Below are 13,108 nucleotides of genomic sequence, written 5' to 3' on the forward strand. Positions count from 1 at the left end.
CATTTTACAGGTAACAGAAAAGTTACTTTTTCAGCTCTACCTTTTCTGCAAACAACAAAAAAGCGTCACCGGATCTTTCGATCCGATAACGCCGTTATTCATTTGATTCTATATACGGAATGGCATGAATTAAAGTACTTTTGCAAGAAAGTCTCGCGTACGCGGATGTTTTGGCGCACCAAACACTTCATCCGGGGTACCTTCCTCAACGATGACGCCGCCGTCCATGAACAGAATGCGGTCTCCCACCTCACGCGCAAAACCCATCTCATGCGTTACAATGACCATCGTCATTCCGCCTTCAGCAAGCCGTTTCATGACTTCCAATACCTCTCCGACCATCTCCGGATCAAGGGCCGATGTTGGCTCGTCAAACAGCATCACATGCGGCTGCATCGCGAGTGCTCTTGCAATGGCAATCCGTTGCTTTTGACCACCGGACAGCTGGTTAGGATATACATCTTTTTTGTCCGCCAAACCGACTGTCTTCAGGAGATCCTCGGCAATTTTGTTAGCCTCATCCGTGGATTGTTTCTTCACCTTGATTGGAGCAATCGTAATATTTTGCTGAACCGTTTTATGAGGGAACAGATTAAAATGCTGGAACACCATGCCCATCTTCTCACGTGTAGCATTAATGTTATGCTTCGGATCGGTTATCGAAACACCTTCGAAATCGATCTGTCCCGATGATGGCTGTTCCAACAGGTTCAGACAACGCAGAAATGTACTTTTACCCGAACCGGAAGGACCAATAACTACAACAACCTCACCTTTGCCGATCGTTACGTCGATGCCTTTCAGGACATCATTTTTACCATATGATTTGTGTAATTGCCTAACGTCTATCACTTGCACCCAACTTCCTTTCCAATCGTCCGAGCAGCTTGGACAGAATAAATGTCATCACAAAGTAAATGGCTGCCGCAATAATGAACGGGTTCAGACCCTGGAATGTGAGATTTTTGACTACACTTGCTTGATACATAATATCCACCATACCGATGACCGAAATAATGGATGATTCTTTAATGATCGTTACGAACTCGTTACCGATGGCTGGCAAAACGGCCTTGAAGGCCTGTGGCAGAATAATGTAACGCATCGCTGCGCCTCTGCCCATACCTAATGAACGGGCTGCTTCCAGTTGACCACGATCAACGCCTTGAATACCGGCACGGAAAATCTCGGCGAGATACGCACCGCTGTTAATGGAAAGCGTCATAATCCCTGCTTGAAGTGCTGAGAAGTTAATGCCAAAAGTTAGCGACACCCCGTAATAGATAATCATAAGTTGTACCAGCATTGGCGTCCCGCGGATCACCTCTACATAAGTTGTACCAATCCAGCGAAGAATCGCCATATTATGAAGACGGAACAGGCAAATAATCAGACCGATGATGACCCCGAATATTACGCCTAGCGCCGACAACAGGAGCGTGTAACCGATACCTGTTGCATATAAGCCTTTGTATTCCCAGAACAATTGAAAAATGTTTTGAGATTTATTGACTTTGTCAGCCATCAGGAGACTTGCTTCTGTAACCATCTGGTTGATCTTATCTTCGCTTTTCAAGCGGTCCAAGGTTTTGTTTACAGAGGCTAATAACTCCGTATTGCCCTTACGAATCCCGACAGCGGCTTCAGCCTGTTCTTCGTCAGGAACTGCTGCCGCAAGACCGATAATGTCATCCAGGTAACCAGCGGCTACGGTATCTTCTACAATAGCTGCGTCAACGCGTTTCGTTTGCAGTTGTAGCACGATGTCGGAGATTTTATCCAGTGAAGTCAGCTTTGCACCAGGAATCTTCTGTCCGATGGTTTCTTGAATGGATCCTTTTTGCACGCCAATCTTGACATTTTCCAGTGATTTCATGTCCGGATATTTGTCTTTGTCGACATTACGAACCATAATCACTTGTTTGGATTTGTAATACGTATCTGAAAAATCAATGCTTTTCTTACGCTCATCTGTCGGCGTCATGCCGGAGACGACCAAGTCTACACGACCACTCTGAAGTGCGGGCAAAAGTCCGTCGAAGCCCATATCCTCGATAACGAGTTCAGCTCCAAGATCCGCCGCAATTTCTTTGGCAATCGCAATATCAAATCCGACGATTTCGTCTTTACCATTGATGACTTTGTGGAACTCATACGGTGCAAAATCGGCACTTGTACCGAGCACCAGTTTTTTACCGCCTGAGCTGTTATCTGTCGTTCCACTGGCCAGTGCCGCAGGTGCAGCCGCCGTCAGAAAAAGAAGGAACGTTAACAACATTACGGTATAACGACTTATTAATTTCAACCTTGTTCTCCCCTTACAATGCTATAATTACGATTACATACTGATTCGTCAGTCATGTTGATGACTGAGTCATTATAAAGTACAATGCATGATTATGCAATGCATTTTCAAGATCAAATCTTGACTTGTTTCTGAAAAAATACTACAAACATGTTATACTCATGGAGTTATTTTCATTTTTGCCTAAGGAGTTTAGCCATGACAACAAATAAAACCCAAATTTTTAACGTTATTGATCAATATGCTTCCCGTTTCAAAGACATTTCATCATATATCGGGGCTCATCCTGAACTTGGGAATGAGGAATATCTTGCTTCTGCCCGTTTGAAGGAAGAATTGTCTTATCATGGCTTCGAAGTACAAGCTCCGATTCTCGGACTGGAAACGGCTTTCATCGGTACTTATGCTTCGAGCAAGTCAGGCCCGAGCATTGCCCTACTATGTGAATATGATGCTTTGCCCGAAATTGGTCATGCTTGCGGACACCACCTGATCTGCATGATGAGCCTTGGCGCAGCCGTTGGGCTGAAAGCCATAGTGGACGAAGTCGGCGGAACGATCAAGGTGTTTGGTACACCTGCAGAGGAGACACGCGGGGCTAAAGTTCCGATGGCGGAAGCGGGGTTATTCGACGACTGTGATGTCGCACTGATGGCCCATCCATTCTATGCTTATGAAAAATCAGGCAGCTCCCTTGCAATCGATGCCGTACAATTCGAGTTCCATGGTAAATCCTCACATGCGGCAGCCAGCCCACATGAAGGTATTAATGCCCTCGATGCGGTTATCCAAACGTTCACCGGAATTAATGCCTTTAGACAGCAGGTGAAAAGCAACGTCCGTATTCACGGCATCATAAATAGCGGTGGACAAGCTGCTAACATTATCCCGGACTATGCTTCTGCTCAGTTTTACGTGCGTGCCGCCACACGCAAAGAACTGAACGTGCTAACCGAACGTGTCATTCAGATTGCACAAGGCGCTGCACTTCAGACCGGATGTAAACTCGTGACATCCAACTACGAAACATCCTATGATGAGATGGTCACGAATGAGACCTTCTCTGACGCGTTCAGTCAGAATTTAATGGAACTTGGCATTCCGCAGCAAGAAATCGTCAGTGGAAACGACCATGGTTCGATGGATATCGGTAATGTTTCCTTGAGATGCCCAGCGATTCACCCTTATATCCGTGTCGTTGATGAAGTTCATACCCTGCATTCTATTGAATTCCGTGATTTGGCGTTGCAGGAACGCGCTCTGGATGGCATGATTTTAGGAGCCAAAGCGCTCGCTGCTACAGCTTATGATGTTCTAAGCAAGCCAGAACTGATGCAAGCCATCCGTAAGGAATTTGACCAAATTACTCGCTAAGTGATTCCGGAGTAACAACAAAAGCCGCAGTTATTAAACTGCGGCACTCCATACGAAAATCGAAATAAAACCTTACTCTTAGATCACACCTGAATTCGACGATAAATATCCATATATTCTTCAGCCGATACATCCCAGCTGTATTCCCCGCTCATTGCATTTTTCACAATTTTTTTCCACTCAGCCGATTTACGATAGAACTCTTCTGCACGGCGAATGGTATTCATCATGTCATGTGCGTTAAAACTTGTAAACGAGAAGCCGTTACCTTCTCCTGTGAACTCATTGTAAGCTTGAACCGTATCGTTTAATCCCCCTGTTTCCCTTACGAGTGGTACACTGCCATAACGCAATGCCAGCAACTGGCTAATTCCGCACGGCTCAAATTTGGATGGCATCAGGAAGATGTCACTGCCCGCATAGAAACGACGAGATAATCCGTCATTGAATGTAATCTGTGCAGACATTTTTAGTGGATACCGGTTAGCCGCCTCTCTGAACCAATGTTCATAAGCTGAATCTCCAGTCCCCAGCACGGCGAATTGAATGTCATCGTAGTAGAGCAGTTCATCCAGAACCCGACATACCAGATCAAGTCCTTTGGAATCAACGAGCCTGGTCACCATGACCATCAGGGGTGCATCTGGACGCACCGGAAGTCCCAGTTCTTTTTGCAATTCAATTTTATTTTCGATTTTTTTGGACAAACTTGATCTGAATTTGACTGCAATTTTATTGTCCGTTGCCGGGTTATAACTTTTGGTATCAATGCCGTTCACAATACCGCTGAAGCGATCACCAAGCGAACTTAGTAATCCGTCCAGCCCATACCCATAATAAGATGTCTGCACTTCTCGAGCATAGGTTGGGCTCACCGTTGTCACATGATCAGAATACACAATACCTGATTTTAAGAAATTGACATTCCCATAATATTCGGCGCCTTCCATCGTAAAATACCGATCATCAAGCTCCAAAATTTCGCTGAACAACTGGTGTGGAAATACACCTTGATACAACAAATTATGTATGGTGAATACCGTTCGGATTTCACTATAGAACGCATCATGGGCATAGTGAGCCTTGAGCAACAACGGAATCATACCTGCATGCCAGTCATGTGTGTGTAGAACGTCTGGTTTAAAATCCAGCTGTGGAAGCACCTCGAGTACAGCGCGGTTGAAAAATGCAAATCGCTCGCCATCATCCATGTACCCATAAACGCCATCCCGTGCAAAATAATACTCATTGTCAATAAAATAAACTGGAATTCCTTCATACTCCAGCATCTCAATGCCACAATAGGCTCTACGCCAACCAAGCGGAACATCCGTCACGAGCACGGGTTTCATAGCTTCTTTGTATTCTTCAGGTATCCCTTTATATTTCGGCAAAATCACGCGTACATCTGCTCCGTTATTTTTCAACGCTTGCGGCAGAGCACCGATAACGTCAGCCAGACCTCCCGTTTTGATAAACGGATGGGCCTCTGCTGCTGCAAATAAAATATTCATGCTTTTGTCCCCCTATTCGGTTTAAGCGTGCTGTTCCCTTTTTTTTCTGTATTTTTTTCAGTCTTTTTTCTTGATTTCACGGAAGCGCTACCTTCAGCGATGGGCTCCGTTTTCCGGCGTGTATTCTTTTTTAAAATAACGATACTTAGCGGTGGTAAGTCCAGTTCCAGGCTGTTTGCATGCCCGTGAAATGGAATCTTTTCCGTAGGGATCAGCATATCATTAATTATCCCTGAACCACCGTAATCCGAATGATCACTATTTAATATTTCGGTATACATACCGGGACGCATGACGCCAATCCGGTAACGCTCCCTTTTGACAGGCTGAAAGTTAATGAGCACAAGGAGTGTATCCGCAGGTTTTTTTCCTTTGCGTACATATGAAATGACACTTTGGCCCTGGTCATCCGGAGTGATCCACTCATAACCGTCAAAGGAATGATCAAGCTCCCACAAAGCTTTTTCACGGACGTACAACTCAGATAGCTCGCGCTCGAACTTGTGCAGGTTGCGGTGACTATCATAGTCCAGCAAAAACCAGTCCAACTGATCTTCATCTTTCCATTCGATGAACTGTCCAAACTCTCCACCCATGAACAACAGCTTTTTGCCTGGAAATGTCATGAAATAACCGAGAAACGCGCGCATACCCGCAAATTTTTGCTCATAACTTCCTGGCATTTTGTTCAAAAGGGACTTTTTACCATGCACTACCTCGTCATGAGACAGAGGAAGCACATAATTTTCAGAAAAGGAGTATACCACCGGAAATGTCAGCAAATGATGTTTGGAAGCACGTTCATGAAAATCAGATTCCATGTAATCTAACGTATCATTCATCCAGCCCATGTTCCACTTATAGTTAAAACCCAGACCACCTTTGTCCACTGGCATGGTAACCATTGGCCATGCACTGGATTCTTCAGCCATCATTAAAGCATAAGGATAATATTCGAAAACAGTTGTGTTCAACTGTTGTAAAAAAGCGACAGCTTCTTTATTCTCCAGGCCACCTTCATCGTTCGTACGATATTGACCTGGCTGCTTTTCGAAATCAAGACGAAGCATACTCGTCACCGCATCAACACGAAGTCCATCAAAATGATACATTTCCATCCAGTACAGTGCGTTCGAAATAAGGAATGAGCGAACCTCAGGTTTGGAATAATCAAAACTAAGCGTTCCCCAGCCCGGCTTCTCGGCTAACATTGGATCTGCGTACTCGAACAAAGGTGTACCATCAAACAAACGTAGGCCATGCGCATCTTTGGCAAAATGAGCTGGCACCCAATCCAGTAATACACCAATACCCGCCTGATGTAGTGTATCCACCAGATACATCAGATCTTTGGGTTGCCCGTAGCGGCTTGTAGGAGCGTAAAAACCCGTATTTTGGTATCCCCATGACAGGTCATATGGATGCTCACTAAGGGGCATCATTTCAACGTGGGTATAATTCATCTCAAGCAAATAAGGAACGAGCAAATCCGCCATCTCACGATAACTATACTGGCTCCCATCGCCCTTGCGCTTCCAGGTACCCAGATGCATTTCATAAATATGTAAAGGTTTGTTGTACATTGAGCGTTGTTTACGCCTCCATGCACCGTCATTCCATTTGTAACCTTCAATGGAACTTGTGATTGACGCCGTTCGAGGACGAACTTCTGCCTCAAATGCATACGGATCCGCTTTGAGAATTTCAGTCCCATCTTCCGTTAAAATGCGAAATTTGTATAAAGTACCTTCTTCGATTCCCGGAATAAAACGACTCCAAAATCCAGATTCGGGTATCTTATATAAAGGTTCCTTTTCCCCTTGCCATCCATTACGGTCCAGAGCCAGTCCCACCTCTACGGCATTGGGTGCCCATACGGTAAAACGGAATCCTTGACGGTGATCGCGAGTCTCAGGATGCGCGCCCAACATTCGATAACTGTGATGAAGATTACCTTCATGAAATAAATAAATAAGATCAGATAACTTATCCGGTTGTGCCAACGGTTCAATAGCCAAGGAATCACCTTCTTTTCTCCAGAAAATAGATATAACGTTAACCATTACCCCATTCTAGCCAAGTTGAAAAGAAAAATGCGTTGTTTTAAAAAATGATGTATTTTTTCAGAATTTTTACAATAGCTATCGTTTCAGAGGCTTCGCTTTCGTTTACTAATGTACTACACTGCACAAATATTTTGGGAGGGAAACGATCATGTTTAATAAAGATTGCATCGCTATGCTGTTGGCGGGAGGAGAAGGAAAGCGATTAGCTCCTTTAACCTCGAGGATTGCAAAACCCGCTGTACCGTTTGGCGGGCATTACCGGATTATCGATTTTCCTCTCAGTAACTGCGTCAACTCAGGGATCGACACTGTAGGTGTTCTGACGCAGTACCAGGCGGAATCATTGCACGAACATATTGGTCAAGGAGAGCCATGGACACCTGGCAATTCGAATGAGACCGGAATCTCCTTGCTTCCATCTTATCATACAGGAAATGACGAATACTTGGGAACTGCGGATGCCATATATAAAAATATGGACTATATTGACCAGCAAAACCCCGAAAATGTTCTAATTTTGTCGGGTGACCATATTTATCATATGAATTATCGCGAGATGCTCGAGGAACACAAGGCTAACAGTGCCCTCGCTACGATTTCTGTCATGGAAGTGCCTTGGGACGAAGCTCACCGCTTCGGAATTATGGCTGCTGATGAAAACATGAGAGTAACCGAATTTGCCGAAAAACCGGCTGAACCTAAAAGTAACTTGGCCTCGATGGGCATTTACATGTTCAATTGGCAATATCTGAAACGTCATTTGCTTGAAGATGCTGCGAATCCAAACTCCAGTCATGACTTCGGAAAAGACGTTATTCCACAGATGTTAAACGAAACTAATTCGCTTTACGTATATAATTTCAATGGTTACTGGAAAGATGTCGGTACGGTGAAAAGTCTTTGGGATGCGCATATGGATTTGTTATATAACGAAGAAAACTGGAGCTTGCAACGAGAAGATTGGCCTATGTTCACCCGCGAATGGCGCTCCAAACCAAGCGCGATCAAAGCGAGACAAAATCAGATGCAACATCTGGCTTCCATGGTTCACGACTCTTGCGCTATTGAAGGCCGGGCTGAACGCTCCGTGATTTTCTGCGGTGCCGAAGTTGGCAAAGGCTCTGAAGTGCTTGACAGTGTCATTATGCCTAATGCACGTGTAGGCCGCGGTGTTCATATCGAACGCGCAATTATCGGCGAGGGAGCCATTATCAAAGACGGTGCCATTGTTAAAGGTACAGCCGATGAAATTGTGGTCGTTGGCCCAAATGAGATTGTCGCACCTAAACCAGCTGTACGCACGCAACCTGTACGTATGCTCAAAGAAGTGTATGAAAAAAGTGGTCGTCTCCGTGCTGGTGAATTATCCTCATAAATTCTTTAAGATGTACCTTAGATATAAAAAGGCGAGCCATTATGGCTCGCCTTTCTGGTTTCGCTGTATAAGATTTCATCGTCTGCTACCACCGTACGTGTGATAATGACGAACTAGCGCTTCTCGCCCTCAGTTGATGAGTCATGAGCCTGTATCTGCTCCTTCTGGTCTGGCTCCGAAGTTGTATTTGCCGGTTTCTCCGGTGTACCAGCTTCGATCAGTGCTACCTCATCCGTTATATCTTGTTCAACTGAAGCTATCTCCTGATTAAGCATAGGTAAGGATACGGTCACCGTTGTCCCTGAACCAAGCTCACTTTGCATCGTAATGGTGCCCTCATGCAGTTCCACAAGCTCCTGAGTAATGGCAAGACCAAGTCCCGTGCCTCCATTTTGGTGGTTTACCTGGAAGAAACGATCCCTTACCTTAATCAAATGTTCCTCACTGATCCCAATTCCTGTATCCTGCACAACAGCCACAATCTGACCATTCTCTTCTTTGACCGTAAGGAATATCCACGAGTTCTCATGTGAGAACTTGATCGCGTTGTCCACAATGTTTAAGAACACCTGCTTCAAACGATTCCCATCGCCATATACATTGTAGGCGCGTGTTTCGTCCGTCTCTAACTTCAGATGTACCTGCTTTTGTTCAGCTTTGGCCCATACGTTCAGCATGGTCTCTTGCACAACCTCACGAATATTAACTGTGCCTTTCACAAGCTTCATCTGGTTCTGTTGCAGTTTGGAGAAATCAAGCATCTCCTCTACCAACCCGATTAGCCGCTCTGTTTCCTTCGCGATAATCCCCATACCAATACGTGTTTCTTCCGGATCGTATCCACCTGAATCAAGCGTTTCACTCCAACCCTTAATACTGGTCAGCGGTGTACGCAGTTCATGGGAAATGGATGAAATAAAATCGTCTTTAATCTGGTTACTACGTACAATTTCGTGGGCCATGAAGTTAAGCGTTGACGCGAGTTCGCCCAGTTCATGTTTATAATTCCCTTTGACTCTGACATCCAGCCGTCCTTTCGCCATCTGAGCAGATACCGCTGTGATACTGTTAATAGGCCTTACAATGGAGTTGGCCATTCCAATACTGATAATTAACACGATGGCAAGTACACCAACGCCTACGGCAATAGCCAGTAACCCCATGACAAGTAGTTTAGAGTTTACGGATTCGAGCGAAGTCAGATAACGTACAATGTACGTATTTTCACCACCAAGGTCGAATTTGTTGGCAACTGCCATCACCGATTCTCCGGTGTTGGGTTGTCTGCCAATCCATCGTCCCATATCCCCGTTCAAAGCCTGCATAACGTCGCTCGTTTGTAACATCGCTCGATCTGACTCAAAGGCCGTCGAACTCGCCAGCACGCGGCCGTTCAGATCCAGAATCTCCAGTTCAGTATTGTCTAATGCAAGTCGAACAAGGAGTCTGGACAAGTTGTTGTTGCCGTCTTCTCCATTACTAGCTCTGGCTATTGGCTCAAGAAAGTCTCTGTTATTGGTAATGTGCGTGCTAATGGTATTGTAAATGCTCTCATAATAATACCGCTGCACAGCTAGCATAAACACAAACTCAACAAGCACCAGAGCGAGGAAAACGACAATAAAGTAGTGTAATACGATCTGCCGCGTGATCCCCTTTTTGATCATTGATCCCGGCCCTTCCATTTGTACCCGTGACCCCATACAGTTTGCAGGTATTCAGGCTCGGAAGGATTGTTCTCAATTTTTTGACGTAGACGACGGATGTTAACATCAACAATTTTGGGATCACCCATATATTCTTTGCCCCACACATGGTCCAGTAGCAAGTCACGGCTCAGCGGCGTATTTTCTTTTTCCAAGAAGAACTGAATTAAAGAAAATTCCGTAGGTGTTAATTCAATGGCTTCATTATTCTTTTTAAACTGTTTGGAGATCAGATCTAGTGAAAACGGCCCCGATTGGAACGTTACTTTAGCCGCAGTTTCACGATGTACATTGACACGACGAAGAAGTGATTGAATCCGTGCAATCAGTTCAGTCGGGCTGAAAGGTTTGCTTACGTGATCGTCTGCCCCTACTGAAAGAGCGTATACTTTATCCTGCTCCTGAACTTTGGCTGTCAAGAAAATAATACCGAGCCGTTCGTTCGTTTCACGAATCCGTCTGCATACTTCAAACCCATCAATGCCAGGAACCATAACGTCCAGCAGTGCAAGATCAATATCGGGTACAGATTGCAAAATGCGTAAGGCCTCATGACCATCGCCCGCTTCCAGCACTTCGAATCCATTTCTTTTTAAATTAATGACGATAAAACTGCGGATAGATTCTTCATCCTCAAGAATAAGTACTTTACTCATCAAGTTCTTCCTTTCTATTCAGCTGAGAAGTTTTTACTTAATGCATCCTTGCCCGCCTCAGATTGTGCAACACGCGATGCAATCACCCGATCTTTTGTTCGAGTAATTTCCTTCCAGCTCTTTCCCTTTTCAAGATCCCACTGAGAAAACGTGAAATATTTGATTTCGGCCACGGTTTCATCCGTTTTGATCATCTTAAACCGAATGTATTTTTCCTTCTCCGATTTGGTGTCAATTGTGATCTTGCCATACCATTCAGGCTTTAAGTTCAAATGGAACAAATCCGCATCATCCCGGAACTGGAACGACACAAACTTTTTCCCCTCTTTGCCATCCCACTGGTAGAATGTATAAAACCACATGCGCGAATCAAATACGTAGTGCTCCCAACCTTTTGGTGTTTCTTTTAATCCAAACTCAATAATACCATCATTATTCACATCACCGCTTAAAATTTTGTCATCTCTGTACGTTTGATCCGGTGATTTAAAAGCACTAACAAGTTTATTGTCTTTCACGTACATGATCTGTGTAAACGAACTGCGATCATCCAGATCCGCATCAAGTACAATCCCCATTTTTCCGTCAGCGATCTCACCGCCAAGAGCGTTATACACTTCTTTAACCGTATAGTCAGTAACAACACGATCCATTTCCTTAAAGCTGTCATCCTGATACTGATACAATGCAATGCTGGCAAAACCACTGGCGTTTAGCGAAACAACAACAAAATCACTCTTGCCATCTCCACTTAAATCCAGCGCGTTACCCTGCATATCATCGATAATGACCTGATTGTAAGGCACGCCGCCCAGCACTTGTTCCAAGACTCCGCCTTTATATGAATATGCCGTTAGGGCTTTCTGATCCTGCAAGCTGACACCTACGATAATGTCCGGGTTCCCATCATTCGTAATATCCATTACTTTGAACGATTCCAACTCATTGCCTGGTACATCAAACGTCAGTTTTTTGACCCAGGTTCCCCCCTGCTCTTCCAAAATCATACCGTGGATACGTACATTCTCATTAGGCGTCTCGTAAAAAACAATGGCCTCGCGAATACCGTCACCGTTCAGATCTTCCACACGAATCATGCTGGTATTGCTCATATCTTTGGGCCGAATCAACTTACTTTCAGGCGGTGTTTCCTTCTGCACAATATTATACAGTTTCTCTTTGTCCGTCGACATCATCGGCGGCTTCATTAGAAGCTTGGGGTCACTGATCACTGTACAGCCACTTAGCACGGTTCCGAGCAAAACAGCCATTGTACCTGCTGCCATGCAGCGTCCCCATCGCGAATTAAGCAATTTCATCACTCTTTTCATTAAGCACTCATTTTAAATCTGATTTTTCTCCTGCTGTGTTAATCTCCGTCCTCGTATATCAAAAGCGATCCGGCCTTCTGCGATTCCCCAGATTCGCGAAGCATGTTTCTCTGCTAGTTCAATCGGTAACACGGCAATGACCGTAGCTCGTTCCTCTTCACACAATTTGCGTAACGTTTCCAGCACGGCATCAGCCGTATGAGGATCAAGTCCAATGACAGGTTCATCCGCCAACACAACCTTGGCACCATGCGCAAGCGCCCTTGCAATAGCAACACGCTGCTTCTCGCCGCCGCTCATTTTTTCAGCAAGCTGATGCGCTTTATCCAGTAAACCTAAACCTTCGAGGTGGTCCATCGCTCCCATGTAGTCATCCGAACGCACCATGCCCGTTGCCATCCTCCATAATGGAGTTTGACCAAAACGCCCGATAAGTACATTCTTCAGCGCCGTTTTTCTGGGATATAACTGTGGGTTCTGTTCCAAGTATGCCCATTCCCGCCGAATTTTCTGTTTACCGCTCCAGCCTTCTTTCAGAATATCCATGCCGTCAACAGTAAAACGCCCTGAATCCCACGTCTCCTTCATCGCCAAACATTTCAGCAACATGCTTTTGCCGCTCCCGCTGGAGCCGACTACCGCAATCATTTCCCCTTGTTGCATATCAAAACGAATATCACGTAGAATCGGAATACGATCCGCTCCAACGGATTTACTCAAGTTCTCCACTCTGATCATCGCGATGTCTCCTCTTGTCCATGTTTTTCCCTACTACTAGTGT

General features: G+C 45.0%; 10 protein-coding genes. 2 read left to right on the forward strand and 8 right to left on the reverse strand.

Translation table 11 applies throughout. The features are described 5' to 3' along the window. Positions 1-129: 129 nt before the first annotated feature. Together MKY23_RS16230 and MKY23_RS16235 are read right to left on the reverse strand one after the other, a co-directional pair. Positions 130-852, reverse strand: a complete 723-nt coding sequence (locus MKY23_RS16230; protein WP_123065699.1) for an amino acid ABC transporter ATP-binding protein — start codon at positions 850-852, stop codon at positions 130-132. Continuing rightward, positions 839-2,305, reverse strand: a complete 1,467-nt coding sequence (locus tag MKY23_RS16235) for an ABC transporter substrate-binding protein/permease (protein WP_154890429.1) — start codon at positions 2,303-2,305, stop codon at positions 839-841. The genes MKY23_RS16230 and MKY23_RS16235 overlap by 14 nt, the downstream gene beginning before the upstream one ends. A gap of 198 nt (positions 2,306-2,503) precedes the next feature. On the opposite strand from MKY23_RS16235, the gene MKY23_RS16240 reads away from it, so the two are divergent. Beyond that, positions 2,504-3,679, forward strand: coding sequence for a M20 family metallopeptidase (locus MKY23_RS16240; RefSeq protein WP_339830815.1), 1,176 nt, complete (start codon positions 2,504-2,506; stop codon positions 3,677-3,679). An 83-nt stretch (positions 3,680-3,762) separates the two neighbouring features. Here the strand turns inward: MKY23_RS16240 and glgA are convergent, their stop codons facing one another. Beyond that, the gene (gene glgA, locus MKY23_RS16245) at positions 3,763-5,193 is read right to left on the reverse strand and encodes a glycogen synthase GlgA (RefSeq protein WP_339830817.1); all 1,431 of its coding nucleotides are present in this window, start codon (positions 5,191-5,193) and stop codon (positions 3,763-3,765) included. Next, positions 5,190-7,211, reverse strand: coding sequence for a 1,4-alpha-glucan branching protein GlgB (gene glgB / locus MKY23_RS16250; RefSeq protein WP_154957381.1), 2,022 nt, complete (start codon positions 7,209-7,211; stop codon positions 5,190-5,192). The genes glgA and glgB overlap by 4 nt, the downstream gene beginning before the upstream one ends. A gap of 196 nt (positions 7,212-7,407) precedes the next feature. On the opposite strand from glgB, the gene MKY23_RS16255 reads away from it, so the two are divergent. Continuing rightward, positions 7,408-8,634, forward strand: coding sequence for a glucose-1-phosphate adenylyltransferase (locus MKY23_RS16255; protein ID WP_339830821.1), 1,227 nt, complete (start codon positions 7,408-7,410; stop codon positions 8,632-8,634). A 113-nt stretch (positions 8,635-8,747) separates the two neighbouring features. On the opposite strand, the gene MKY23_RS16260 is transcribed toward MKY23_RS16255, so the two are convergent. The 4 genes from MKY23_RS16260 to MKY23_RS16275 are packed head-to-tail and all read right to left on the reverse strand — an operon-like array spanning position 8,748 to position 13,065. Continuing rightward, a complete protein-coding gene (locus MKY23_RS16260; protein ID WP_336120145.1) occupies positions 8,748-10,301 on the reverse strand; it encodes a HAMP domain-containing sensor histidine kinase in 1,554 nt (517 codons plus the stop codon). After that, positions 10,298-10,996 carry a response regulator transcription factor gene (locus MKY23_RS16265; RefSeq protein WP_090916668.1) on the reverse strand — a complete coding sequence of 233 codons (699 nt, stop codon included), beginning with the start codon at positions 10,994-10,996 and terminating at the stop codon, positions 10,298-10,300. The genes MKY23_RS16260 and MKY23_RS16265 overlap by 4 nt, the downstream gene beginning before the upstream one ends. Positions 10,997-11,010: 14 nt before the next feature. Next, entirely contained in the window at positions 11,011-12,282 is a 1,272-nt protein-coding gene (locus tag MKY23_RS16270) for a hypothetical protein (RefSeq protein WP_090916670.1), read from the reverse strand. 57 nt (positions 12,283-12,339) lie between these two features. Beyond that, positions 12,340-13,065 (reverse strand): ATP-binding cassette domain-containing protein, encoded by a 726-nt coding sequence (locus tag MKY23_RS16275; protein WP_154890435.1) that lies wholly within the window; start codon positions 13,063-13,065, stop codon positions 12,340-12,342. Between the last annotated feature and the right edge of the window lie 43 nt (positions 13,066-13,108).

Origin of the sequence: Paenibacillus sp. FSL R7-0272 (genome assembly GCF_037969905.1) — a bacterium.
Lineage (GTDB): Bacteria > Bacillota > Bacilli > Paenibacillales > Paenibacillaceae > Paenibacillus > Paenibacillus polysaccharolyticus.